Raw genomic sequence first — 25786 nt, forward strand, 5'->3', positions numbered from 1 at the left:
GGCCGTGCTGGAATCAGGCGGGAGTCTTTTTCAGTATTGCGGAGGCGTGGGCGGACAGCTCGCTTCCGTTCGCCGCCACGTCCCAACGCCAGAAGAGATCGCCGTTGACAAGGCCGAATATTCGGGTGGCGGCGGCATAATCCTTGGACCCGGCACCGCGCATTACCGCATCGGTGGCCAACTGAATCTGCGGACCCTTGATCTGGCCGTAATACAATTCCGAGATGCCTCCGGGGTGGACGATCGTGGCGGTGAGGTCAAAGCCTCCGTCCGCATTCCGCAGCTTTTCGACATCCTCGGCCGTGGTCAGGGCCGGAACAATGTCCGCTGGAACCAATCCCGGGCCGCCGTCGGCCTCGTTGAGTTTACGGTCCAGCGCCCAGAATCCGGTTTCCACCGAGAGCGGACGCAGCGTAGTGCCCTCCTCGTCCGTCAACCAGCTTTCCGCGGTGTAGCGCAGGTAGGGCAACCCGTTGGTGGAGAACGTGACCAGCTGGGAGAAATACTCCGAGTCCGATTCCCCCGTTCCGAGCCGGCCGCCGCCGTTCCATTCGCCCAGCAGCCAAGACAGCGGAACGAGTTCCGGTGTCAGGTCGGTGGGGATTTCAATCGGCATGGGTCAGCCCGCTTTACTGCTGGCCCTTGAACAGGCGCCAAACCACCAGCCCCGCGAACCACGCCATGGCCAGGCCGGCGATCACCAGCAGGCAGATAAAGATGATTTCAAAGGCAAGTACCGACATGTCCCCCATAATAGCGCGAAGATTCCGGAGCCTAGGTAATGAGCAATCTGTCGATGAAGTAAATCAAGGTTCCCAGCGCCGCGATCGGCGCCAAGCCCATTGCGATGGCCCCCGGCTGCGTCCGGTGGGGACCGGCAAGGCCGGCCAGATGGCGGAAGCTCATCAGCACCGCGGCAACGACGGCCCCAATGATGGCGGCCGGAACAATGCGCACGTCGGAAAACAACAGGGCCGCCATCGGGCCCGTGAGCGCGGCAAGCCCGACGGCCAGCGGCGCTATCACTCGGTCCGGCCAGCGGATCAGCCCGACGAGCAGGGCGACGGCGGCGCTGAGCCCGGTGATGAGCATCATGGCTGTATGGCCGTTGAACCGTTCCGCGGCGATCCAACCGCCCGCCAGGGTGGAGACCAGGACCCCGGCGCTGGCCCCCAACGTGGATTCCAGCCGATGGCTCTGCCCGGTACCGCGAACCAATTGGACGACAAAAACTCCGCCAATACCCGCCGCGGTGGAGACCGGCAGCCACATCAGGTAACCGGGGCCGGTGCTGAAGGCGGCGGAAACGGCCCCGCCGGATCCGGACAGGGCGATAATTACGGCGAGGGTCTTCTTGGCCGGCACGCGCAGATAATGTGGCCAGCCGAATCCGAAGGCCGCGCAGAGCCCGATCACGGCCGTCAGGGAAATACCCAACGATCCATAGGTACCGGCGATCAGTAGAGCCAGCGCCGTCAATCCGGCTATGCCTATCGTCCACGACTTCACAGTCCAATCCTGCCCTATCCGAACGTGACGCGTTATCCGGCGCCGCCAAGCAGGAACGGTATAGTCAACGACAAACCCCTGCCGCTGCAGTCCGATTTCGGCACCGGGAACGCTCAAAGATGCGCGTCACGCACCTTGGAGGAAGCATGTCGCAGATCCTGTTACTGACCAACAGCGCCGGACCGTCAACGGATATCCTGCCTGCCCTGGAATTGCTGAGCCACCGCATCCACATTCTGCCGGCAGAGCCCACCGCACTGTTGGAAACCGACCCCTGCGACGTCATCCTGCTTGATGCGCGGAAAGACTTGGCGGGCGCCCGCTCCCTGACTCAGCTCCTGCGGGCCACCGGGCTGAGCACGCCATTGATCCTCATCCTGACCGAAGGTGGAATGGCCGCCGTCTCCGCAAGCTGGGCCGCTGACGACATCCTGCTGGACTCGGCCGGGCCCGCTGAGGTCGAGGCCCGGCTGCGACTGGCGGTGGCCCGGACCAGCACGGAGGATGGTCGGCCGGAGACGGAGATCCGGGCGGCCGGTGTCGTCATCGATGAGGCAAGCTACACGGCTCGCGTCAATGGCGAGGCACTGAACCTGACCTACAAGGAATTTGAACTGCTCAAGTACCTGGCCCAGCACCCCGGCCGGGTGTTCACCCGGGCCCAGCTGCTCAGCGAGGTGTGGGGATACGACTACTACGGAGGCACCCGAACGGTTGACGTCCACGTCCGCCGGCTGCGCGCCAAACTTGGCTCGGACCACGAGAACCTGATCAGCACGGTCCGCAATGTCGGCTACCGGCTCACGCTGCTCCGGCTGGCGAATGAGGAGCTCACCGAGGCCTGATCCCCGGCGCGGGCAGCCTCTTGCCGATGGCTGAACAGGCGTTTAGTATGTTGAACATGGGTTCAGAGGAGCTCTCCAGCCAGGCCCGTATTCGGAACGCGGCCGTCCGTCACTTCGCAACCGAGGGCTTTGGCAAGGCGAACCTTCGCGCCATCGCCGGGACTGCCGGTGTCAGCGCCGGCCTGCTCATCCACCACTTCGGCTCAAAGGAAGGACTGCGCCGTGCCTGCGACGAGCATGTGCTGGCCGCCGTCGTCGCACAGGCCCGCAGTGAGTCCAGTCCGGAGGGGCTGCCCGGCGCGGTAGCGGATTTCCTGAGCGGACCCGAGAAACTCCAGCTCATGATGCGCTATCTGGGTCGGGCCATCGCCGAGGACACGGCGGCCGGCCGGACATTTGTGGACACCCTGACCACCGAAACCGAGTCGATCCTCCGCGCCGGAGTGGCAGATGGCAGCGTCCGCCGGCTCGAGGACCCGCGGGCGGTGAGTGTGCTGATCGTCATGACCTCCCTGGCTGTGCTGGCCATGCCGCAGCACTTCACCCGCGGGCTAGGCCACGACGAGCTGACCTCCGAGCTGATGCGCCGGATCGCCCTCCCCTCGCTTGAGCTATACACGTACGGCCTGTACACCGATGACAGGTTCCTGCAGGCGGCCCGGGCAGCCTTGGATGCTGCGGCCACAGGGGAAACGGGCGCGGCAGTCCGGACCGCGGAAGGGGCTCAGGAATGACCGCGCCCGCCATTGAAGCGGTGGACCTGTATAAGACCTTTGGCCACAGCACCGCGCTGGACGGGGTCAGCTTTAGCGTGGCCCCGGGAACCGTTTTCGGCATGATCGGCCCGAACGGAGCGGGCAAGACCACCACCATGCGGATCCTGCTGGACATTATTCGGCCCTCGTCCGGCCGGGCACGCGTCCTGGATACGGATGCGCGCAACGCGGGGCCGGCGCTGCGCCGCCGGATCGGCTACCTTCCCGGTGATCTGATCCTGCAGGGCCGGATCAGCGGGCGCCGTTTGCTGACCCAGTACGTTGACATCTCCGGCCCGGTGCGGCCGGGACGGATCGACGAACTGGCCGAGCGGCTCAGAGTCGATCTGGATCGCCCGGTCCGCAAACTCTCCAAGGGCAACAAACAGAAGCTGGGCATCATTCAGGCGTTTATGCATGAACCCGCCCTGCTGGTGTTGGACGAACCCACGAGCGGCCTCGACCCACTGATGCGGCAGGAATTCCTCGCCATGGTCAAGGAATCGAAGGCGGCGGGGCAGTGCGTGTTCCTGTCCTCCCATGTGATCAGCGAAATCCAGCAGGCCGCCGATGAGGTGGCCATCCTGCGCAACGGGCGGATCGTGCGGGTCGCCACGGTCGAGGACCTGCGGGGGACCGCCGTCCGCCATCTGCGGCTGCGCGTCGCCGGGACCGGTGCCGGTGACCTGCGGTCCCGGCTGCAGACACTGCCGGGGCTGGACAATCTGAAGATTACCGACGACGACGGACGCGGGGCTGCGGCCTCGGCCACCCTCGCCGGAGCGATCGCACCGATCCTCGCAGCGCTGGCGGTCCTGCCGTTGACAGACCTGGTGCTGGAGGAACCCGACCTCGAAGAGTCGGTCCTGTCTCTGTACACCGCCCCCAATTCCGAGGAACAGTCATGAGCGCCACAACTGCCACTTCGCCTCGATCGGACTCTGCGGTGGACCGGCGCCGTAAACCCCTTCCGGTTTTCGGCAAGGTTTTCTCCGACACGTGGCGCTCGCTGGCGGGCTGGGCCGCTGGCCTGGCTGCCGTGATCTTCCTCTACCTTCCGCTGTTTCCCAGCATTGGCGGCAGCGACCAGATGCAGCAGCTGATCAATTCGATGCCTCCACAGCTGGTCCACGCGCTCAACTACGACCAGATCGGCACCGGCGCCGGCTACACCCAGTCCACCCTTTTTGGCCTGATGGGATTCCTGCTGACCAGTATCGCGGCCGTGGGCTGGGGTGCTGGCGCCATCGGCGGCGACGAGGAGTCGGGCCAGCTGGAACTGACCCTCGCCCATTCGGTCACCCGCACCCAAGTCGCGCTGGAGCGTTTTTTGGCCCTGGTCGTTAAATTGCTGATCCTCGCGACCCTGGTCTTTGTGCTAGTTGCGGCCCTGAACGGACCCGCACAGCTGCAGCTGGACACGGCCAACCTGCTGGGCTGCTGCCTACTCTTCGCCGGTTTGTCGCTGCTCAGCGGGACGGCCGCACTGCTGGCCGGCGCCAGTACCGGCCGCCGGATATGGGGCGTCGGAGTCGGGGCCGCCGTGGCGGTACTGGGCTACGTCTTCAACGCGGTGGGCAACCAAAGCCCGGATGTGGAGTGGTTGCACCGGCTCTCACCTTATTACTGGGCTTATGGGAACAATCCGATGAACTCCGGCGCCAACCCGCTGGCCGTGGTGGCCTTGTTTGGCTTGGCGGTGCTGATGGGTGCCCTCACGGCCATGGTGCTGCGGCGCCGGGATGTTGGGGTCTAGGACGATCCAAGGCCACAGGGTCCGTACGAAGGGGGTGGGACGACCGCGGTTGAGACGACGGTGGACCATTCGATAAGGGTGGTGTGGTCCCACTGGTGGAGGACATACGGGTCGAACGTATCGCGGGCACCCCAATGGTGCATCCCCCTCGTCCCCGCGGAAACCGCCGGGCTGGACATCACAGTACCCGAGCCCCCGCCGCGTTTCAAACGGACCCGGTGGTGCGCAGCTGGCGGCGCCGATCCTCCCACGCCTTAGCGCTGGGCATTAGGCTTTGTCCATGGGTGGAAAAGAGACCGGCGGCCGGCCCGATCCGATCGCGACGGGGACCCCGGAAGCGGCGCTGCTGCACGACATTGAAACCCTGGTTACGGCGGCCATGGAGTCCGACGGCAATCCTCCGTTGTCGGAACAGACGCTCATCGATCTGCGCGCAGCACCGGCCGAGCCGAACTCATTGCTCGTACTGGCCGCCTACGACGGGCCGGAGACCGCCGGCCCGTCCGACGCACGCGACCTGGCGGGCGTCGCCGTCGTCGTCGGCCATGGGGACAGCCGCGTGCTGGAACTGGTGGTGCATCCGCAATACCGGAACCAGGGAGTGGGCGCGCTGCTGGTGGACAAGCTTCGGGAAGCCCAGGGCCTGGAGAGGCTGCAGGCCTGGTCGCACGGCAATTCCGCGGCGGCGGCGGAGCTGGCCGAAAGATACGGTTTCGTGGCCGTCCGTGAGCTGTGGCGGATGCGCCTGGTCCGCGACCACGCTCCGGTGCAGCCGTTGCCCGAGCCTTCGCTTCCGGACGGTGTTACGCTGCGGACCTTCGTTCCCGGCCGGGACGAGGCGCCCTGGCTGACGGCGAACGCGGCGGCCTTCGCCCACCACCGGGAGCAGGGCTCCACCACCCTGGCCGACTTGCAGGCACGAATGGCCGAGCCGTGGTTCGACCCGGCCGGTTTCTTCCTCGCTGCGCAAACAGACGCCCGCGGCAACGAACAGCTGCTCGGATTCCACTGGACCAAGATCCATCCACGCCGGGACGGGCATCCCGCCATCGGTGAGGTGTACGTCGTCGGCGTCACGCCCGCGGCGCAGGGAATGGGGCTGGGGAAGGCGCTGACGGTGGCTGGCATCCGGCACCTGCAGTCCGCCTCCCTGCAGGCCATCATGCTGTATGTGGATGCGGACAATGCGGCCGCCGTGGCGCTGTACCGCAAGCTCGGGTTCACCCGTTGGGATGCCGATGTGATGTATGCGCCGGCGCCGGGATGAGCGCGGCAAAAACTTGTAGGGTTGACGGGGAGCGATGGATTTTAGGGGAGAGCAGATGAAACCGGACACCGCAGGGACAGTGCGCAGTACCACTGCACTGCCAACCGATCGATTCGGTTCATCGGAAGTGCAGGCGGCCAGAGCCACTCAGGACCGGATCGACATTCCGGAGTTCGCACCGAACCTGATCCCGGAGGGCGAGGTGACGCCGGACCGTTTCCTGGACCGCGAGATCAGCTGGCTCGCCTTCAACGCGCGCGTGCTGGAACTGGCCGAGGACGCGGACCTGCAGCTGCTGGAACGCGTTAACTTCCTGTCCATTTTTGCCTCCAATCTGGACGAGTTCTTCATGGTCCGGGTGGCCGGGCTGAAGCGGCGGATCGCGACCGGACTGGCCGTTCCTTCGCCGGCCGGGCTGAGCCCTATCGAGGTGCTGGAGCAGATCAGCGACGCCGCTCATGAGCTGCAGGCGCGGCATGCGCACGTTTTTGCCGACCAGATCCGCCCGGCGCTGGCCTATGAGCAGATCCATTTGGTGCACTGGCACGAACTCGACGAAAAGGCCAAGGCCTCCCTGAGCAACATGTTCGCCGTGAAGGTGTTCCCCATCCTGACACCGCTGGCGGTCGATCCAGCGCACCCGTTCCCCTACATTTCCGGCCTCTCACTGAACCTTGCCGTCGTCGTGCGCAATCCGATCAGCGACAAGGAACTCTTTGCCCGCGTGAAGGTGCCCGACCAGCTGCCGCGGCTGATGTCGGTGGACGGGCCGCGCGCCGGCTCCGTGCCCGGACGCGTGGCGCGGTTCATTCCGCTGGAGGAAGTCATAGCCGAGCATCTGGACCAGCTTTTTCCGGGCATGGAAGTGCTGGAGCAGCACACCTTCCGGGTCACCCGCAACGAAGATCTTGAGGTCGAAGAGGACGACGCGGAGAATCTACTCCAAGCGCTGGAAAAGGAACTGCTGCGCCGGCGCTTTGGCCCTCCGGTCCGGCTGGAAGTGACCACGGACATTAACCCGAACATCCGGGCCCTGCTGGTCCGCGAACTGGGCGTGGAGGATTCGGAGGTCTATGCCCTGCCGGCGCCGCTGGATCTGCGCGGGCTGTCCGTGATTGGCAGCATTGACCGCACCGACCTGCGCTATCCCAAACACCTGGCGCACACCTCGCGCTACCTGAACGAATCCGAGACCGCCAAGGCCGCGAATGTTTTTGCCGCGATGCGCCGGCGCGACATTCTGCTGCACCACCCTTACGACTCGTTTTCCACCTCGGTGCAGGCCTTCCTGGAGCAGGCCGCCGCGGATCCCAAGGTCCAGGCCATCAAGCAGACCCTGTACCGCACCTCCGGGGACTCGCCCATCGTGGACGCGCTCGTGGATGCCGCGGAGGCCGGCAAGCAGGTCCTGGCGCTGGTGGAGATCAAGGCCCGTTTCGATGAGCAGGCAAACATTTCGTGGGCACGAAAATTGGAGCAGGCCGGTGTGCACGTGGTGTACGGCATCGTGGGGCTGAAAACACACTGCAAACTCTCCCTGGTGGTGCGCCAGGAGCTGGACGGGCTGCGCCGCTACTGCCATATCGGCACCGGCAACTACCATCCGCGCACCGCGCGCTATTACGAGGATCTGGGGCTGCTGACGGCGGATAACCAGGTGGGCGAAGATCTGTCCAAGCTGTTCAATCAGCTCTCGGGGTATGCCCCGAAATCCACCTTCAAACGGCTGCTGGTGGCGCCGCGGTCCGTGCGCTCCGGGCTGATTGACCGGATTGAACGCGAGATCGCCAACGGCAGGGCCGGGCTGGCCGGCAAGGTCGTGATCAAGGTCAATTCCATGGTCGATGAGGCGATCATCGACGCGCTTTACCGCGCCTCGCAGGCCGGTGTCCGGGTCGATGTCATAGTCCGCGGCATCTGCTCGCTGCGGCCGGGAGTTCCGGGCCTGAGTGAGAACATCACGGTCCGCTCCGTGCTGGGCCGGTTCCTGGAGCATTCACGCGTCTTCAGCTTCGCCAACGCCGGGGACCCGGTGGTTTACATCGGCTCCGCAGACATGATGCACCGCAATCTGGACCGCAGGGTGGAGGCCCTGGTGCAGCTGAGCAACCCCGAGGACATAGCGGACCTGACCTACTTATTGGACCGCTACGTCGATCCACGCACCGCGAGCTGGCATCTGGACAACGACGGCGTGTGGACGCGGCACCATTTGGACGACTCCGGGCAGCCGCTCGCCGACGTCCAGTCCTGGCTGCTGGCCAGCCGCTCCCGGCAGCGCACCGCCGCCCGCCGCTGATGCCCAGGCGAGCTTCGGGAAAAACGGCCCAGTTGCCGCACGACGACGGCCGGCCGGTCATCACTGTGTATGCCGCCGGCGCAGTGTGTTGGCGGATCAAAAAGGAAAAGTTCCAGGTCCTGCTGATCCATCGTCCACGCTATGGCGATTGGTCCTGGCCCAAGGGCAAGATCGATCCTGGGGAGACCCTGCCGGAAACCGCCGTCCGGGAAGTGCGTGAGGAGGTGGGCATGGAGATCAGGCTCGGGATTCCGCTGCCGACCATCCATTATCCCGTCAATTCCGGCCTGAAGGAGGTGCGGTATTGGGCTGCCCAGGTGGTCAAGGCCAAGCCGCAGGCCGATGGCAAAGAGGTCGACAGCCTGCTCTGGTGCAGCCCGGAGGAGGCTGCTGAGCTGCTCAGTAATCCCACCGATCGGGAACCGCTCCGGGCGCTGGAGGAGGCCCGGCAAAATGCTGCGCTCCAGACCTGGCCGCTGTTGGTGGTCCGCCATGCCAAGGCAAAGCCGCGCTCATCCTGGACCCGCGCCGAGGGTGATCGACCGCTTGCCGCGACCGGGCTGAGACAGGCGCTGGCAGTCAAGGAACTGCTGCTCGCCTGGCGCCCCCGCCGGGTGGTGACCAGCCCGTGGCTGCGCTGTGTCGCCACCATGTCTCCCTACATCAAGTCCACCGGAGCCAAGGTCAAAGTCGTTGACGCCCTCACCGAGGCCAACCACAAGCGGCAGCCGAAGAAGACGGCCGCCGTCGTCGACTCCCTCTTTGATAAGCACTCACCGGTGGCGCTGTGCACCCACCGGCCCGCCCTCCCGACCGTCCTGGCACGGCTGGGCCGACACATGAGCGAGGAACTGCGGGCCGCGCTGCCAACGGCGGACCCCTACCTCTCGCCGGGCGAAATAATCATTTGCCAAGTCAACGCCCTGGATAACGCCACGATTGTCTCGGTGGAGCAGTATCGGCCCTATGACGACTGATCCGGACCGTCGAATCCGCCGTCCAGCCCGCAGTGTCGGCGCGCGCGGTTAGACTTATCCGGTGACGATTCCCACCCCGTACGAGGACCTGCTGCGCGACGTGCTGGCCAACGGCACCCCCAAATCGGACCGCACCGGCACCGGCACGCACAGTGTTTTCGGCCGCCAACTGCGCTTCGATCTGAGCCGCAGTTTCCCGCTGATCACCACCAAACGCGTGCACTTCAAGTCCGTCGCGCTGGAGCTGCTGTGGTTCCTGCGCGGCGATTCCAATGTGAAGTGGCTGCAGGAGCGCGGCGTGCGGATCTGGAATGAATGGGCGGACGACGACGGCGAGCTGGGACCGGTCTACGGCGTCCAGTGGCGCTCCTGGCCCACGCCGGACGGCGGCCATATCGATCAGATTGCCCAGCTCCTCGATTCACTGCAGAGCAACCCGGATTCGCGCCGGCACATCGTCTCGGCCTGGAACGTTGCCGAGCTGTCCAAGATGGCGCTGCCTCCCTGTCATGCGTTTTTCCAGTTCTAGGTCTCCCCCGGCTCCGATGGAGCGCCGGGCCGGCTCAGTTGCCAGCTGTACCAGCGCAGCGCCGACACCTTCCTTGGCGTTCCCTTCAATATCGCTTCCTACGCACTGCTCACGCTGATGGTGGCCGCGCAGGTTGGCCTGGAGCCGGGCGAGTTCATTTGGACCGGCGGGGACGTACATATCTACGATGACCATCTGGACCAGGTCCACGAGCAACTCGGCCGCGACCCCTACCCCTACCCGCAGCTGCTTCTGAAACGGACGCCGGCGTCGATCTTTGACTACGAGCTGGACGACTTCGAAGTTCTCAACTATCAGCATCATCCCGCGATCAAGGCGCCGATTGCCGTATGAACTCTGAAGCTCAAAACCAGATGCCCGACCCGAACCAGTGGCCGGAGCAGGCGCCAGCACAGCACCCCGGGACGGATGATCAGCACAAGACCCCGATCTACAGCTTCCACGCGCCGGTCATCGGCATGATTTGGGCTCAGACCGAGCATGGTGTCATCGGCCGGAATGGCACCATGCCATGGCGCGCTCCGGCTGACATGGCGCACTTCAAACGCATCACCACCGGGCATCCGGTGATCATGGGCCGGCGGACCTGGGAGTCTTTCCCGGACAAGTACCGTCCCCTCCCGGACCGCACCAACATCGTCATCACCACCCGCCAGGGCTGGGCCGGCACACCCGCCGCGCTTGGCGCCGTCGTCGTCCATTCGCTGGAAGACGCCCTGGTGGAGGCCCAATCCAGCGACGGCAGCAATGAAGTCTGGATCATCGGCGGCGGCCGGGTCTATGCCGAAGCCCTGCAGCACGCGAATGCCGCAGCCATCACCTTCATCGATTCCGACGCGGACGGTGACACCTACGCGCCGACGCTAGGGCCAGAATGGGCCCAGCACAACAGCACTCCGCCCGAGGGCTGGCTGACGGACCGCAACGGCACCCGCTGCCGCTTCACGCTGTGGGGCAAGAACGGCACCGGGCTCGACGCTGGCTAGCAGCAACTACGGCTGCGGGCCGGGCTGGCGTAACCGGATTCAATTCCAGCTGGGCACTCACCTAGAATTAAGCCATGACTCAATCAGTAGGCTTGGTCGGTTGGCGCGGCATGGTGGGCTCCGTCCTGATGCAGCGCATGCAGGACGAAGGCGACTTCGCGACGATCAACCCGGTCTTCTTTTCCACCTCCAATGCTGGTGGAAAGGCTCCCGAATTCGCCGCTTCGGGGGACGCCGGCGCGTTGGCGGATGCCTTCGACATTGACACCCTAGCCAAGCTGCCGATCATCGTTACCACCCAGGGCGGGGACTACACCAGCGCCGTTCATCCGAAACTGCGCGCGGCCGGCTGGGATGGTTTGTGGATCGATGCCGCCTCCACGCTGCGGATGAAGGATTCATCCATCATCGTGCTGGATCCGGTCAACCGGAACGTCATTGACGCAGGGTTGGCCAGCGGGGTCAAGGACTTCATCGGCGGCAATTGCACCGTTTCCTGCATGCTGATGGGGCTGGGGGGACTATTCCGCAACTCTCTAATCGAGTGGGGCACCTCGATGACTTATCAGGCCGCGTCCGGCGGCGGCGCACGGCATATGCGTGAATTGCTCAACCAGTTCGGCGCTTTGCACGGTGCCGCGTCAGCCAGCCTGCAGGATCCGGCGTCTGCCATCCTGGATATTGACCGGGCTGTACTGGCGCAGCAGCGCGACCCGGGTCTGGATTCCTCGCAGTTTGGTGCCCCGCTGGCCGGTTCCCTGATTCCCTGGATCGACGCGGACCTGGGCAACGGCCAGTCCAAGGAGGAGTGGAAGAACGGAGCGGAAACCAACAAAATTCTGGGGACGTCCGCCCGAAACCGGATTCTCATGGATGGCCTGTGCGTCCGGATCGGGGCGATGCGCTCACACTCACAGGCACTCACCCTGAGACTTCGCGAGGACCTGCCGGTCTCCGAGATTGAGTCCCTGATTGCCTCCGACAATGAGTGGGCCAAGGTCATTCCCAATACCAGGGATGCGTCCATGAGCGACCTCACCCCGGTGGCGGCGACCGGAAGCCTGGAGATACCCGTGGGCCGGATACGGAAACTGGAAATGGGACCGGAATACATCAGCGCCTTCACCGTCGGCGACCAGCTCCTCTGGGGCGCCGCCGAGCCGCTGCGCCGGATGCTCAAGATCGCCGTCGGAGAACTCTGAGGCCTCGCAGATCTTCCCAACGGATCCGCATTGCATCCCTTGCGCAGTGCGTGCTGCTGCTTCGAGCGCGCAACGATGGCCGCAACAGACACAGCCGGCCAAAGTCGTACCAGCACAGCGGAAAGAGAATGTGGATCCATGGCTGCAGTCCGGCGGGTACCTTACCCTCCAAGCCATCCCATGCGGCCACGGTGTGCACGGTGTGCACGCCGCGGTGCTCAACCGGCTCCGTGCGAGACCAGGAAATTCGCATAACGGGAAGCTGATTTGCCGAATGCACTCTCCTGAGCCGGGGTCAATTGCTTGAACGGGATCGGTTCAGCGCCGACAGCGCGGGTCACAGGGTCCTTGGCCGGCTGCCTCCCCGCCCGGGCCGGACCGACCGGATCTGAATCCAGGGTTGCCGATCGAAACCCTGCGAGCGCTGCGCCGGACGCATTCGCTGCCGGCTCCGCTGTCTTGGCGTCCTTGCGCCAGGTTCCTATCACTCGCCCGCCCGAGACGATGGTGGGCTTGAAGACGCCGTTGCCGCCGGGCACGACCAGGTCCGCATGTCCGGGATCCAGTGCCACACTTCGATCTGCGTATCCGAGCAGGTATTCGTCGAAGCCGGGAAGCAGCAGCAGCGACCGGGTCCCGGCCAAATCCTTGCCCGTCAACGAATCGGCGGATTCCTTCGAGAGCCAGTAGTTCGAGGTACCGTACTGGAGCTCCCGCAGGTATTCTTTGTTCTCTTCAAGACCCAGCCGGGCGTCCTTGATCGTTAGCTTGGCCCACCAGGCGAAATCCGCCAGGGCAGCCGGTCCGTGACTGCGGAAATATCCCAAAGCCAGTTCCCGCAGTGCTTCCGTTCGCTCCAGGCGCCGGGGTCGAGGAATCCACTCCTCGATCAGGACGAAGAGTTGCTGTGTGCCAGCAAGTGGTCCCTGGACCAGCGTCCCGGTGAGATTGAGCAGCCACAGCAGGTGGATCCCGCGTTGCGCGGCAGTCGCCTGACCGGCCAATTGGAAGGCCGTCAAAAGGTCGGTCCGCGTGGCCGAGCGTCCTCCTTCCAGCATATTGACGGCAACGGCGCGGACCTTCTCCACGTCCGATGGGCAGATGTCCAACTGCCGATGCCGTCCCGCCGCTGCGGAAATCATCCGGGCGGAACCGACGCTCATGATCCAGCCCAGGTCCTCCGCCGCAGTCAGGTGCAAGGTGCCCCGCAAAGGCCAGGAACGAACAATCTGCCCCGTGTCCAGCGCGGCCCGGACATCAGCCATTCCGATGCCGGGGGTGCGCAGGCCAATGGACCACAATGCACCCGGCAGATCCTGGCCCTGCATGGCTGTCATCCAGCGTGCCGCATCTACGGCACTGCGGAAGGAGCTGCCGACCAGCCGCTGGTTCGCCAAGCGCAGCCGCGCCAGCGTGGACCGGCTTACCTGTTGGATCATGGACCCATTTAAGCAAAAACAAGGCGCCCAATGTCAACGCTTCAATGAAAGCGGGGCATCGAGCGCCTCATTCCGGAATGGGTGCCGTTTGGTGCGGTGTTATCCGGCCCTTTCGGTCCGCGCACGGGTTCGGATAGGCCGAGCTAACCTCAGGCTGCAGAATCAGCCGGGCGTGACACGCCCACGAAGGATCAGCGGGCGGACCGCAGGTGGGCGGTCAGCGGGCACTCGAAGGGGTCCCGCTGGCCAAGTCCGACACGGTTCAGGTACTTCATCACGATGACGTAGGAATGTCCCAGCGTGGTCTCGGTGTAGGTGATATCCCGCTCCGCGCAGTACTGGCGCACCATAGGCTGGACCAGCTTGAGGTTCTTGGACGACATGGTCGGGAAGAGGTGGTGTTCGATCTGGTAGTTCAGTCCACCCATGCCCCGGTCGATCCACCAGCCGCCACTGATGTTCCGGCTCATCAGGGTTTGGCGGCGCATAAAGTCAATCTTGACGTCCTTGGGAACCAGTGGCATGCCCTTGTGGTTCGGCGCAAAGGCGCCGCCAAAGTAGACGCCGAAGGTGGCCAGGTGGACGCCAATGAACGCCAGCGAGATCCAAGGCCCCATCACCAGGAAGGCAGCGACGGGTACGCCGATCAGCCGAACAGCGAGCAGCGCAATCTCGGCCTTGCGGGCGGGCACAATTTCGTCCCTGTTGAAGACCCGCTTAATGGCCGACATGTGCAGATCGATGGCCACAAGGGTGAGCAGCGGGAAGAAGAAGGAACCCTGGTGCGCGGCGAACCATTTACCGAAGCCGGTGCGTTTTCCGGCGTCCTCCGGATTGAAGATGACGGCGCCGGCGGCGATGTCGTCATCCTTGCCGATCTTGTTCGGGTTGGCGTGGTGCTTGCCGTGCTTGTTCATCCACCAGCCGTAACTCAGGCCGACGAAGAGGTTTCCCACGATCCGCCCGGTCCACTCATTCTTCTTGGCCGAGGCGAAGATCTGGCGGTGCGCGGCGTCATGGGCGAGGAACCCGGCCTGGCCGCACATGAAGGAAAACAGTGCGGCGGTCAGCATCTGCCACCAACTGTTGCCCAGCAGGACGAACATGGAAGCCGTAAGGGCGAATCCCAGTCCCAGCCGGATCATCCGGCGGGTATACCAGCCAATGTCCCGTTTCATCAGTCCGGCGGCGCGGACCTGTTCGGCCAAGGCTATAAAGTCCGTGACGTGGCGGTCGCGGGCGGGCCGTGCCGGGCGCGCCGACTTTTCGAGCGTAGCTGAAGACATGAATGAACCTTTCGCGGGCGGATTTCCCAATCTGCTCTCCACACTACGGATTGCACCCCTGCCGGCACATCACCCGCGGGAGCTGTCTTGGCCCCCTACCGGGGTACGGGGCGCGGCGGGGGGGGCGGGAGCGCGGCAGTCTCGGCTACCGGCCTCAGCCGCTGTCGGGATGCTGGACGTTGGTCCCGTTTGCCATCCCGGGCGAGCCTAGAGAGCGCAGCCGATCAGCAAAGGTTCGGGTTCGAGCTCGATGCCAAACGTCCTGCGCACTCCGTCGCGAACAGCCCGGCCGATGGCGAGCACGTCAGCCGTCGACGCCGCACCCCGGTTGGTGATAGCCAGGGTGTGCTTGGTGGACAGCGCCGCCCGCCCACCGGCCACGCCATCGGACTCCAAGCCAAAGCCTTTGGCGAATCCGGCCCGGTCAATCAGCCATGCGGCGCTGAGCTTGACCAAGCCGTCCGCACCGGTCGGGTAGCGCGGCGCGTCGTCCGGCAGCGAGTCAGCCACTGCTGCCGGGACTATGGGATTGGTGAAGAAGGATCCGGTGGAACAGGTGTCCCGGTCCGCGGCGTCCAGCACCATCCCCTTGGAGGCGCGCAGCTCCAGCACCGCCCGCCGCACGTCCGTGGAGTAAGCCCGCTGGCCGACCTCCACGCTCAGCTTCCGTGCCAGCTCGGCGTACTTGATCGGAACGCTCATCCGGCCCAACGCCAGCTGAAACTCAACGGTCAACACCACATGCCGTGGCGAGCCGGCCGTCGTCGTCCGCTTGAGAATCGAATCGCGGTAGCCGAAGCGCAGCTCGGAGCTGGTGAAAGTCCGCACGGCTCCGCGCTGCCGGTCCCAAACGCGCACAGACGCGATGGTCTGGCTGACGTCCGCGCCGTAGGCTCCCACGTTCTGCACCGGAGTGGCGCCAGTGAGCCCAGGTATGCCGGCGAGCGCTTCCAATCCGCTCCAGGCGTGCAGCACCGAGGTGTGGACCAGATCGTCCCAGTTGTGGCCGGCCGCCACGACGACTGACACCCCACCGCAGCTGTCCTCGGAGGCGACGGTGAAACCGGTACTGGTAATCCGCAGAACCGATCCGGGGTAGCCCGAGTCGGCGACCACCAGATTGGATCCGCCGCCGAGGACCAGCAGTTCTTCGCCTGCCGCGTCGGCGTTGCGCACGGCGTCAATGATTTCCGGCTCCGAACCGGCCTCGATGAATTTTCCGGCGGGACCGCCGACGCCGAGGGTGGTCAGGGAGCTCAGGAGGGTCTGCGCAGTCACGGAACAACCCTACCGTCCGGGCTGCGTGCCGGGAGGTTCGGCTCAGGCCAGCCGGACGATGACCTGCGCCTTGACGAGCACCTTCTGGCCTTCGGTCGTGACCGTGAGATCGACGCGCGCGGTGGACTTTTCGGTGTCGATGGCGCCGATGACGCCGGCCACGTCGATCACGGCGCCGGGGGCTCCGTCGGTATCCCGCACCGGCACCGGTTTCGTGAATCGGGTCTGATAGCCGACGACGGCGGCCGGGTCGCCCGCCCAGTCGGTGACCAGCGACACGACGGCGCCCATGGTGAGCATGCCGTGTGCGATCACGCCGGGCAGATCAACTTCACGGGCGAACCGCTCATTCCAGTGAATCGGGTTGAGGTCGCCGGAGGCACCCGCATAGCGGATGAGGTCCTGCCGGCAGACAGGGATGCTGCGGGAGCCGATGGACTGCCCAATGCTCAGTTCCTGCGCGCTGATGCCCACTACTGCTCCTCTCCCCGGACCAGGATGGCCGAAGTGGTGGTGGCGACCGGTTCGCCGTCCGCGGCGACGATTTCGGCCCGGGTGGTGATCATCGCGCCGCCGCCCATCGCCCGGACCGTGTCGACATGCAGTTCCGCCGTCAATTCGTCCCCGGCAACGATCGGCCGATGATGGGTGAACCGCTGCTCGGCGTGAACAACCCGGGAAAAATCTATGCCGGAGCTGGGATCTTCGATCAGTCGTGCGTCGGCGCGCTGGGCCACAATGATGGCGAACGTCGGCGGCGCCAGCAGATCCGGATGGCCGAGGGCCTGTGCGGCCTGCAAATCAAAATGCGCCGGATGGGTCGCTTGCACAGCGCGTGCGAACTCACGGATTTTTTCCCGGCTCACCTCGTAGACGGCCTCGGCCGGATAGACGCGGCCGGCCAGATCCGGATTAATAGTCATGGTCCAAATCCTATCCTCCGCCGACTTAGTCGTGCCGGCAGGTTCCTACAGGCACCGCCCATGGTGCACTACCACTACTTGCTGCCAAGGCGTCTGCGCGCCGCCCGGCCACGGGCTACCAGCCCCGCGATGTGCAGCAACAGTCCAACGCCGATGAACGGCAGACCGGTAAAGGTCAGTGGACGGTTCTCCGTACTGGTCCCCGCGATGGTCAGGATAAGGCCGACGGCGATAAAGCCCATCGCCGCGAAGACCAGCACCCTATACAGGCGGCCGGAGGATTCCCACGAGTCATTCATCACGTTCCCAGCTTAGCGGGGAGAATGTGCTAGAACAGCCGCTCCTGCAGGGCGGGAGCCGCTGAGCAAAAATTACCCGGCCTGATGGTCCGGCCTTTGAGCCGTCCAAGGTCCAGCAAAAAGTCGGCGTCGGATGCGTCCAACCGGACGAGTGCGCAGCTGCCCAGCAGCGAGACCAACTGCAGGCCGTGGGCCCCTGATTCCAGGGCCTGCGGATAAGCGTACCGGGTTCCGGGACGGCAGAGTGCGGCGCCAAAGCTTGGACGTTTCCATTCCTCGTCCACAATCCGAAATCCCGCCAGGTTGACAGATTTCAAGAATTCCCGAACCGCCCCGGCCTGCCGGTCGTTGATGGAGGACAGTTCGTGATCCGGCCGGGGAGCCAGCAGTGCCGCCGATTTCACCGCAGCCCTGATCCGCTGGGTAAGGCTGAGTCCGCCGCTGACCGCGTCCTCCAAGATCCGCACGATGCGCCCATCTTGTGCCGCGGCAACGTAGCACGCCACCACGGCGCCCTGCTCAGCCAGCCGGCTGAATTTGCTCCGTGATGAAGCGGTCCCAACCTTGCTGGAACCGTCGGCAAAGGTGGCTATATAGAGCCAGTGCTCCTGACTCAGGTATGAGGCAAGTCCCGGCGGCAGGGCGGCACCCGGACCGGTATCCCGATGGACGTTGTGGACCAGGCGAAAGTCGTCGCGGGCAAAGCAGCTGCCGCATTGGTAGCCGCGGGCCGCAGGAGCCGCGCCCGCGCACGGATGGTGTTCCGCCGTCGTCGGGCCCAACACTGTAAAGATGCCCAGGCACCGCCGGGGTCCCCCTTCGACGCTGAACCGCAGCCAGTCCCCCGCCCGCAACTGGAGCGCGGCGTTCCCCTCCACACCGGTGAAATCCAGCGATGGGCCCGCCGCACCGTAGCTGATGCCGCGGATCAGCACGGTGTGCTCAGAGCGCCGGCTGCACACCGAAGGCGACGGCCAACTTCATGATCTTTTGCGCACGTCCCAGCCGGGGCAGGTCCGAGCCGTCCCGGATCACGCCGCCGCGGGCGTCGAAGTCCGCCATGAAATCCGTGGCCCAGGCGACATCCGAGGGCGTGGGGCTGATGACCTCGTTGATGATCGTGGTCTGGTCAATGGCCAGGCACAGCTTCCCGGTCATACCCATCGACACCGTGATGGCGGACTGCTCGCGCAGGATCGGATGGTTGGTGCCAACGGTGGGGCCGTCAATCGGGCCGGGCAGGTTGCCGACCCGGCTCGCCACGACAAGCTTGGCCCGTGGGTAGGCCATCGCTTCACGGTCCGCGCTCATGCCGGTGTCGCGGCGGAAGTCACCGGAACCGAAAGCCAGCCGGAAGGCGCCCTCCGCGCGGGCGATGTTGTTCGCTTCCTCGATGCCGACGGCGGATTCAACCAGCGCCAGCACCCGGCTTTTTCCGTCGAGGCGGTGGAACGTTTCCTTGACCTGTTCCGCGTTTTCGGTCTTGGCCAGCATCACGCCGAGCAGCCCCGGATTGTTCCGGAGCCCGGCAACGTCGTCGGCCCAGAAATCGGAGTGCACGTCATTGATGCGCACCCAAGCCTGTCCGCCGTTGTTCAGCCACTCAATCACTCCGGCACGGGCCGTCGCCTTGTTTACTGGGTCCACCGCGTCCTCGATGTCCAGCACCATGGCGTCCGCCCGGGAGGCGGCCGCCTCATTGAAGCTCTCGGGCTTAGTGGCCGGAACGAGCAGCCAGGACCGGGCGATGTCCGCCGGAATGTCCCGGGGACGGACTGGCTGGCGGGGGGCGGAAACGTCGGCGGCTGAAGAAGTCATATATCTACCGTATATCCGCAGTGGTCCCGGCACGGTCCGGAGGGGTCGGCGCGGCACGACCAATAAGAACATAAATGCTCCGCAGAGCGCTGCGGGCCCAGGCGCGGTGAAGCGCACGGGACCCGCAGCGAAGACCTGCCTGGCGGAGCCCGGTATCAGCCGGCGTCAGCTCAGCGTCAACCAGGGTCAGCTCAGCCAGACGGTGGTGTCGGCCGGAAGCAGGCCGGCATCCAGCGGGCCGCTGCTGATCAACATCGTGCCCGCTGGCAGCGGAATCGGCTCGGTGCCGAAGTTGGTCACCGACTGCCACCCAGCCGGGCGGGTGAAGTGCAGCACGCTGTCCGCGGAGGAAATCCACGTCAGTTCCTCGGACGTCTGCAATTGGCGGCGCAGTTTCAGGGCCGCCCGGTACAGCTCGAGGGTGGAGGAGGGGTCACCTTCCTGAGACTCGACCGAGTAGGCGCCAAACTCCCGCGGCTGCGGCAGATGCGCGCCAGCGTCGCCGAAGCCGAAGGACTCGCCCTCGGCGGTCCATGGCAGCGGCACCCGGCATCCGTCGCGTCCCTTGTCCACTCCCTGATTACGGAAAAAAGTCGGGTCTTGGCGGGCCGCATCCGGAATGTCCGCAACTTCCGGCAATCCCAGTTCTTCGCCCTGGTACAGGTACGCGGAACCCGGCAGTGCCAGCATCAGCAGCGAGGCGGCCCGCGCCCGGCGGGTGCCGGTGACCAGATCCAGTTCCGCGGCGGATCCCCCGTTCAGCAGCCAGGCTTTACCGTCCTGCCCCCGGCCTTCCCGGCCACCGCCCTTGGGCAGGCCGTACCGCGTGGCATGACGGACGACGTCGTGGTTGGAAAAGACCCAGGTGGAGGATGCGCCGGAATCGGCGGCCTCGGCCAGGTTCCGGGTGATGACCGCGCGGAACTGCTCCGCGTCAAAATCAGCCAGCAGCAGGTCAAAGTTGAACGCCTGGCCCAATCCCTCCGGGCTGGCGTACCGGGCGCGCCGGGAGGAATGCACCCATGCCTCCGCGACGGCGGTGCGCGGCGGCGTGTATTCGTTGAACAGGGCACGCCACTGGGCGTAGATTTCGTGCACCTCGTCCCGGTCCCAGAACGGATGCGAGCCGTCCTGCAGTTCGCCTTCGGAGCCCAGCTCATCCTTTGAGGGCAGCGGATGCGTCATGTCCTTGGTCAGGGCGTGCGCCACATCGACGCGGAAGCCATCCACACCCCGGTCGGACCAGAAGCGCAGGGTTTTGAGGAAGTCGTCGCGGACCTCCTGGTTATCCCAGTTCAGATCCGGCTGCTCGGGGGCGAACAGGTGCAGGTACCACTGGCCCGGCGTTCCGTCCTGGTCCACACTGCGCTGCCAGGCGCTGCCACCGAAGACGGACTCCCAATCCGAGGGGGGAAGCGAGCCGTCCGGACCTTGGCCATCGCGGAAGATGTATCGGTCCCGTGCGGAGGAGCCCTCCGGCGCGGCCAGAGCTTCCCGGAACCATTCATGCCGGTTTGAGGAATGATTGGGCACGATGTCCGCGATCAGCTTGATGCCCGCTCCGTGGAGTTCGGCGACCATCGCGTCGAAGTCCGCCAGGCTGCCGAGCTTGGGGTCCACGTTGCGGTAATCATCGACGTCGTAGCCGCCGTCGGCCAAGGCCGACGGATAGAACGGGCTGAGCCAGACCGCGTCGATGCCCAGCGAGGCCAGGTACGGCACCTTGGCCGTGATGCCCCGGATGTCGCCCAGTCCGTCAGCGTTGGAATCGGAGAAACTGCGCGGATAGATCTGGTAGACGGCCGCCTGGCGCCACCAGTTCGGATCAGCCATGCGGTCGGCCGGAGACATGTTAGCCGCGGTTGCGGTGGAAGACACGGGAGATTCCTTTGTTGGGGTTGGGGACTGAGCGGAAGCTGCTGCGCGGTACGGGGAGTTCGACGACGGCGCCAGGGCCGGCTTGTTGTCCGTGCCGGACGCTGGATTTAGATACAATCTAAATTTACTCCCTAATACTAATTTGTGTCGAGACGGACGGAGGGGTGCGGACCGCTGTGACTGAAACATCCGCCGCCACGGCACGAACCCTGCGCCGGCTCAACGCCGGAATCATGCTCGAAGTGATGCGCTCCCCCGGTGCAGTCACCGGTACCGATCTGATGCAGGCCACCGGGCTGAGCCGCGCTACCGTGATGGCGATCTGCGAGGATCTGATGAAACGCGGCTGGGTGCAGGAGTTGGACAACCAGCGCACCTTTGGCGGATACCGGACGGGCCGCCCGGCGCGGCGCTTCGAACTCAACGTCCAAGCCGGCTATGTGCTGGGGATCGACATCGGCGCGGCCAAGACCACCGTGGTTCTGGCCGATCTGCGCGGCGGGACCGTCGCCCGCGCCAGCCTTCCCTTCCGCGGCCGCAGCATTTCCGCACAGGAGCGGGTGGAAGTGGTCAACCAGGCGGCTATGGCAGCCCTGGCGCACGCCGGAACGGTGCCGTCCAAAGTGCTGGCGGCCGGTGCGGGACTTGCCGCGCCGATTGACCGGGAAGGCAACGTCGTTGCGGCCCAGCCCTTTTGGGGAATGTTCGACGTCGGGCTGCGCGCCGCCCTGCTGGAGCGGCACGGCTGGACGGTGCTGCTGGAGAATGACGCCAACCTCGCCGCCCTGGGTGAACGCTGGCATGGCGCCGCTGTTGGGGTGGACGACCTGGCCGTCCTGCTTGCCAGTGAACGATTTGGCGCCGGACTGATGGAATCGGGCCGGCTGCTGCATGGCAGCCGCGGCAGTGCCGGCGAGATGGCCTACCTGGACCTGCTGGCAGGCGTCGGCAGCCCGGCAGGCATCGCCCAACTGGCGCGGCAGTGGGCGGTGGAGGCGCTGGCCGGCACCGGGCCGACCCTGCTGAAGGAGCAGTCCGGCGGCTCTCCCGGCGCCGTCAACGCCGAAATGGTCTTTGCAGCCGCTGCCCTGGGAGACAAGGCGGCTGGGGATATTCTGGAACGCCTTACTAAGCGGATCGCACGCATCATCGCCTCCCTGGGAACGTTGTTCAACCCCGAATTGGTGGTCATTGGCGGGGCGGTGTCCGCGTCCGCTGGCGTGCTGCTGCCCGGGATTGCTGCCCAGCTCCCGCTGTTTACTGCCACCCCGCCGCGGGTTGCCGTTTCCACCCTGGGCGATGAAATTGTCTCCGTCGGCGCCGTCCGGCATGCCCTGGACTACGTGGAGCGGAACGCCCTGGACCTGGAGCTCGCCGCTACTCCGGCATGATCATGGTCCGCAGGTCCAGCTGACGCAGCACCCGGTCCGCCACCTCCGGATCGATACCGGGTTCATTGCGCGCGGAGACCACTTCCTGCCGGGCCGCATCCAGCGCGATGGTCTGGACCGTGATGGCGAGCTCGCGGCCGCGGGTGCGCCGCTCCTCGCCAGTTTCGTTGCGGATGGTGCCATCGAGCAGCTCGGCATGCAGGCGGCGCATCTTTTCGCGCACCAGCACCACCTTCTCCTGCGGGAGTTCCCTGATGAAGTCGTTGTCCTTCAGCGCAGCCAGTGCGGCCGCCTGGGCGCGCCGGGCCAGCAGCCGGGCGGCGTCGCGTTCCTCGGACCCGTCCTCGGCGGCGTTGAGCACCCGCATCAGCGCCGGAAGAGTCAGCCCTGGCAGCACCAGAGTGGCCAGCAGCACCACGCAGGCAATCACGATCAGCTGGTCCCGGGCCGGGAAAGCCGTGCCGTCGGTCAGCGTCAGCGGCAGTGCCAACGCCAGTGCCAGTGTCGCCAGACCGCGCATCCCGCACCAGGTCAGGATCAGGACCTCCTTCGCGGAGGCCGGCATCAGCCCGCCGTCGTGCCTGCGGGCTGTGACCGCGAGCAGTGCCAGCCAACCGAACCGGACGGCGAAAACTAGCACGCAGACAATCACCGCGGTGCCGATCATCGGAACGATGGCCATGCCCTCATTTTGGACCACATGACGAATTTCCAGTCCCACCAGGCCAAAGGCCAGGCCCGTCACCAACAGCTCCACCACATCCCAGAAGGCGGTGCGGGTAATCCGCTCCGCAGCGTCCTGCGGACGGGTATGGCGCTGGATTTCCAGCGCTGTGACGACGACGGCGATGACGCCGGACGCGTGCACCTCCTCGGCCAGGATGTAGGCAACAAAAGGCACCACCAGGGTGACGGCGCTGCGGGCTACCATGGAGGTGATCAGGCGGCTGACCAACATCGTGATCCAGCCCATCAAAATGCCGAGGACCACGGCGATGGCCGCGCCGAGGATGAAGGACACCGCCACGCCGGGATGGATCCCAGTGCCGGCGACGGCCGCACCCACCGCAGCCTGGAAGATCACGATCGCCGCGGCGTCGTTGAACAGACCCTCGCTTTGCAGCACGGTGGTCAGCCGCCGGGGCATATGGACCCGTGCCGAGACGGACTCGACGGCGATGGGGTCCGGCGGAGCCACCATGGCTCCAAGGGCAATCGCGGCCGGCAGGCCGATGCTCGGAATCATCAGCCAAGCCGCGCCGGCCACGAACGCCGTCGAGATGAGCACCAGCGCCACGGCGAGAAGCACGATGGTCCGCCAACGGATCCGGAACACGGACCACGAGCTGCGCTGTGCCGTGGCGAAAAGGAGCGGCGGCAGGAAAATGGGCAGGATCGAATCCGGCGGGATCTCCAGATAGGGAAATCCAGGAATGAAAGTCAGCGCGGCCGCCAGCAGCAGCATCAGGACGGGGTAGGGCAGCCGCAGCCGGTCCCCCACCCCCACGGCCACCACCGTGGCAAAGAACAGTCCAACGATGAGCGCCAATTGATTCATCGCTCAGCCCGGACCCGCGGTGCCGCTGTGGCCATCCACGGTTGCGGTGCCGCTGCGAGCTTCGGCGGTGTCACTGGGGCCTTCGGCTTCGGTCAGGGCCGCATCGATGGGAACGTCCCCATCGATGAAGGAAATCGTGCGTTCGGCGGCACCGGGGCGGCCCAGTACGGCTGCGGCAACTGCTGCCACATTTTCCCGTGACGTTTCAGTCCCCGCACCCGAAGTATCAGGGTTCAGCTGGATCCTTCCGGATCCGGGCTCCAGCGTCAGCGTTCCCGGAGCCAGAATCGTCCAGGAAAGGCCGGTGCTCCGCAGATACGTATCGGCCGCCGCTTTTGCTTCGGCATAGGGGTAAAACCCGTTGTCCGGCGGTATGCCATGATCGGCGCGGGCACCCAGATAGGACACCATCAGGTAGCGTGGCACTCCCGCCACGCCGGCCGCGTCCATGGAGCGGATGGCCGCATCGCGGTCCACTGCGTACGTTCGCTCGGGGCTTCCACCGCCGGCACCGGCAGAGAACACGACGGCGTCCATGCCCTTGATGGCCTCCGCCAGCTGCGCCGTATCTGCCCTCTCGATGTCCAGCAGTGCCGGCGTCGCCCCGGTGCCGGCGACGTCGTCGTGCTGGTCCGAGTTGCGGACAAAGGAGGTCACCTCATGACCCGCCGCGGTCAGAACCCGCGCCAACTGCAGGGCAACCTTTCCGTGACCGCCGAATATTGCGATGCTTGACATCTGAGTTTCCTCCCCTTCGCTTGGCCGGGCGGTATCAGCGCCGTCCGTGCCGGTTTCCGTCCCCCTCACGGTATCCCACCACGATGACCTGGCGACGGATCGAATTATTGAGGGGATCTCTGCTACATGCGGCCATATTTGGCCCGGATGATGGCAAAGACGCCGTAGCACAACAGCCCCACGGCGATGGCCACCAGTACGTACACTCCGTATGGATGATCGGTCAGGGCCTTCAAACTCCCGTCCAGGCCCGTCGATTCCTTCGGTTGATGTGTCACCGAGGCCACCACTATCAGCAGGCCGACGAGAATTAGCGCAAGTCCCTTGGCCAGATGTCCGGCAACTCCAAGCCCTATCAGCAGCTTGCCGCGCTTGGAGTTTTGGAAGTCCAATTCCTGCTTGAACTTCCGGGTCAAGGCCTTGAGGAGGAAGTAGAGACCAATTCCGATCACCACCAGCCCGATGCCCACCAGTATCGGAACACCCCACGGCCAGCGCAGAATAGTGGCTGTTACATCGCTGCTGTACCTTCCCGAGTCCGGGCGTACACCCAGTGCAAACTTGCCCAGCGTTAACGCCATCGAGCCGTAACCCACCGCGAGCGAGCCGGAGGAGAACCCCTTCGCGGCGCGGGCACCGTGGTCCAGATGCCGTGCGCGGACAGTGGCCTCGCTCAGCTGCCATACTGCCAGCCCCGTACAGCCGGCGCACGCCGCCCACAGCAGCCAGGGGCCCGCCGTTGCCCCGGCCAGCAGCTCGAAGGCGCCCGAGATGTCGGCCGAACCACGGCGGCCGAAGACCAGGCCCAGGGCGATGACACCGATCAGGATATGCACCAGCCCTGTCACCGCGAAGCCGAAGCGGGCAAGAACATCGAGGGTCTTGGTGTTGGCAAGATCCTCAACGGCGTCGGCGCCCGATTCGCCCGGGCTTTCGTTCGTTCCGGCGGTGGCATCGGTCATGCGGCGCTTCCCTCACTCAAATTCCTGTTGGTCGTGACACTATCTTCAACTGCGCAACAAGGAAACCCGC

The 25786-nt window shown here is 65.4% G+C and carries 24 protein-coding genes and 1 pseudogene; 11 read left to right on the forward strand and 14 right to left on the reverse strand.

From position 1 onward, the window contains the following. Nucleotides 1-13: 13 nt before the first annotated feature. Both IV498_RS02790 and IV498_RS02795 read right to left on the reverse strand, forming a co-directional pair. Nucleotides 14-616 carry an FABP family protein gene (locus IV498_RS02790; protein WP_269045027.1) on the reverse strand — a complete coding sequence of 201 codons (603 nt, stop codon included), beginning with the start codon at nt 614-616 and terminating at the stop codon, nt 14-16. 158 nt (nt 617-774) lie between these two features. Then, entirely contained in the window at nt 775-1509 is a 735-nt protein-coding gene (locus IV498_RS02795) for a permease (RefSeq protein ID WP_269045028.1), read from the reverse strand. 146 nt (nt 1510-1655) lie between these two features. Here IV498_RS02795 and IV498_RS02800 point away from each other — a divergent pair, with 146 nt between their 5' ends. The 10 genes and pseudogenes from IV498_RS02800 to asd all read left to right on the forward strand — a co-directional run bounded on the left by IV498_RS02800 (nt 1656) and on the right by asd (nt 12146). Continuing rightward, nucleotides 1656-2354: a winged helix-turn-helix transcriptional regulator gene (locus IV498_RS02800; RefSeq protein WP_269045029.1), complete on the forward strand. Its 699-nt coding sequence runs from the start codon at nt 1656-1658 to the stop codon at nt 2352-2354. A 56-nt stretch (nt 2355-2410) separates the two neighbouring features. Beyond that, on the forward strand, nt 2411-3088 hold the full coding sequence (locus tag IV498_RS02805) for a TetR family transcriptional regulator (RefSeq protein ID WP_269045030.1): 678 nt from the start codon (nt 2411-2413) through the stop codon (nt 3086-3088). After that, the gene (locus tag IV498_RS02810) at nt 3085-4017 is read left to right on the forward strand and encodes an ABC transporter ATP-binding protein (protein WP_269045031.1); all 933 of its coding nucleotides are present in this window, start codon (nt 3085-3087) and stop codon (nt 4015-4017) included. Before IV498_RS02805 ends, IV498_RS02810 begins: the two co-directional genes overlap by 4 nt. Further along, the gene (locus tag IV498_RS02815; protein WP_269045032.1) at nt 4014-4865 is read left to right on the forward strand and encodes an ABC transporter permease subunit; all 852 of its coding nucleotides are present in this window, start codon (nt 4014-4016) and stop codon (nt 4863-4865) included. The genes IV498_RS02810 and IV498_RS02815 overlap by 4 nt, the downstream gene beginning before the upstream one ends. A 280-nt stretch (nt 4866-5145) precedes the next feature. Beyond that, complete coding sequence (gene mshD, locus IV498_RS02820) at nt 5146-6132, forward strand: mycothiol synthase (RefSeq protein WP_269045033.1); 987 nt, start codon at nt 5146-5148, stop codon at nt 6130-6132. Between the two features lie 55 nt (nt 6133-6187). Then, the gene (locus tag IV498_RS02825) at nt 6188-8431 is read left to right on the forward strand and encodes an RNA degradosome polyphosphate kinase (RefSeq protein ID WP_269045034.1); all 2244 of its coding nucleotides are present in this window, start codon (nt 6188-6190) and stop codon (nt 8429-8431) included. Continuing rightward, nucleotides 8431-9408, forward strand: coding sequence for an NUDIX hydrolase (locus IV498_RS02830; RefSeq protein WP_269045035.1), 978 nt, complete (start codon nt 8431-8433; stop codon nt 9406-9408). Before IV498_RS02825 ends, IV498_RS02830 begins: the two co-directional genes overlap by 1 nt. A gap of 61 nt (nt 9409-9469) precedes the next feature. Continuing rightward, nucleotides 9470-10291 (forward strand): annotated as a pseudogene (locus IV498_RS02835) (thymidylate synthase). Between the two features lie 125 nt (nt 10292-10416). Then, nucleotides 10417-10944, forward strand: a complete 528-nt coding sequence (locus IV498_RS02840) for a dihydrofolate reductase (RefSeq protein ID WP_269045074.1) — start codon at nt 10417-10419, stop codon at nt 10942-10944. A 74-nt stretch (nt 10945-11018) separates the two neighbouring features. Continuing rightward, nucleotides 11019-12146, forward strand: coding sequence for an aspartate-semialdehyde dehydrogenase (asd, locus tag IV498_RS02845; RefSeq protein WP_269045036.1), 1128 nt, complete (start codon nt 11019-11021; stop codon nt 12144-12146). Between the two features lie 218 nt (nt 12147-12364). Here the strand turns inward: asd and IV498_RS02850 are convergent, their stop codons facing one another. The 9 genes from IV498_RS02850 to IV498_RS02890 all read right to left on the reverse strand — a co-directional run bounded on the left by IV498_RS02850 (nt 12365) and on the right by IV498_RS02890 (nt 21067). Further along, nucleotides 12365-13585, reverse strand: coding sequence for a winged helix DNA-binding domain-containing protein (locus IV498_RS02850; RefSeq protein ID WP_269045037.1), 1221 nt, complete (start codon nt 13583-13585; stop codon nt 12365-12367). A 191-nt stretch (nt 13586-13776) separates the two neighbouring features. After that, nucleotides 13777-14871 carry a fatty acid desaturase family protein gene (locus IV498_RS02855; protein WP_269045038.1) on the reverse strand — a complete coding sequence of 365 codons (1095 nt, stop codon included), beginning with the start codon at nt 14869-14871 and terminating at the stop codon, nt 13777-13779. Between the two features lie 207 nt (nt 14872-15078). Beyond that, nucleotides 15079-16149: a UDP-N-acetylmuramate dehydrogenase gene (locus IV498_RS02860; RefSeq protein ID WP_269045039.1), complete on the reverse strand. Its 1071-nt coding sequence runs from the start codon at nt 16147-16149 to the stop codon at nt 15079-15081. A gap of 42 nt (nt 16150-16191) precedes the next feature. Further along, nucleotides 16192-16623 carry a MaoC family dehydratase gene (locus IV498_RS02865; protein WP_269045040.1) on the reverse strand — a complete coding sequence of 144 codons (432 nt, stop codon included), beginning with the start codon at nt 16621-16623 and terminating at the stop codon, nt 16192-16194. Next, on the reverse strand, nt 16623-17072 hold the full coding sequence (locus tag IV498_RS02870) for an FAS1-like dehydratase domain-containing protein (RefSeq protein WP_269045041.1): 450 nt from the start codon (nt 17070-17072) through the stop codon (nt 16623-16625). Before IV498_RS02870 ends, IV498_RS02865 begins: the two co-directional genes overlap by 1 nt. Before the next feature lie 74 nt (nt 17073-17146). Continuing rightward, nucleotides 17147-17371, reverse strand: coding sequence for a DUF3188 domain-containing protein (locus IV498_RS02875; protein WP_269045042.1), 225 nt, complete (start codon nt 17369-17371; stop codon nt 17147-17149). Between the two features lie 29 nt (nt 17372-17400). After that, nucleotides 17401-18333 carry a DUF2797 domain-containing protein gene (locus tag IV498_RS02880; protein WP_269045043.1) on the reverse strand — a complete coding sequence of 311 codons (933 nt, stop codon included), beginning with the start codon at nt 18331-18333 and terminating at the stop codon, nt 17401-17403. Next, nucleotides 18314-19189 carry an HpcH/HpaI aldolase/citrate lyase family protein gene (locus IV498_RS02885; protein ID WP_269045044.1) on the reverse strand — a complete coding sequence of 292 codons (876 nt, stop codon included), beginning with the start codon at nt 19187-19189 and terminating at the stop codon, nt 18314-18316. The genes IV498_RS02880 and IV498_RS02885 overlap by 20 nt, the downstream gene beginning before the upstream one ends. A gap of 186 nt (nt 19190-19375) precedes the next feature. Beyond that, complete coding sequence (locus tag IV498_RS02890; RefSeq protein WP_269045045.1) at nt 19376-21067, reverse strand: glycoside hydrolase family 13 protein; 1692 nt, start codon at nt 21065-21067, stop codon at nt 19376-19378. Between the two features lie 176 nt (nt 21068-21243). On the opposite strand from IV498_RS02890, the gene IV498_RS02895 reads away from it, so the two are divergent. Then, nucleotides 21244-22458 carry an ROK family transcriptional regulator gene (locus IV498_RS02895; protein ID WP_269045046.1) on the forward strand — a complete coding sequence of 405 codons (1215 nt, stop codon included), beginning with the start codon at nt 21244-21246 and terminating at the stop codon, nt 22456-22458. Here IV498_RS02895 and IV498_RS02900 read toward each other — a convergent pair. The 3 genes from IV498_RS02900 to IV498_RS02910 all read right to left on the reverse strand — a co-directional run bounded on the left by IV498_RS02900 (nt 22445) and on the right by IV498_RS02910 (nt 25716). Next, nucleotides 22445-24016: a Na+/H+ antiporter gene (locus tag IV498_RS02900; protein WP_269045047.1), complete on the reverse strand. Its 1572-nt coding sequence runs from the start codon at nt 24014-24016 to the stop codon at nt 22445-22447. The two genes, IV498_RS02895 and IV498_RS02900, sit on opposite strands and share 14 nt — an antisense overlap. Nucleotides 24017-24019: 3 nt before the next feature. Then, complete coding sequence (locus tag IV498_RS02905; RefSeq protein ID WP_269045048.1) at nt 24020-24754, reverse strand: SDR family oxidoreductase; 735 nt, start codon at nt 24752-24754, stop codon at nt 24020-24022. 122 nt (nt 24755-24876) lie between these two features. Next, nucleotides 24877-25716 (reverse strand): DUF1206 domain-containing protein, encoded by an 840-nt coding sequence (locus tag IV498_RS02910; protein WP_269045049.1) that lies wholly within the window; start codon nt 25714-25716, stop codon nt 24877-24879. Between the last annotated feature and the right edge of the window lie 70 nt (nt 25717-25786).

It is taken from the genome of Paenarthrobacter sp. Z7-10, from assembly GCF_026932795.1.
Lineage (GTDB): Bacteria > Actinomycetota > Actinomycetes > Actinomycetales > Micrococcaceae > Arthrobacter_M.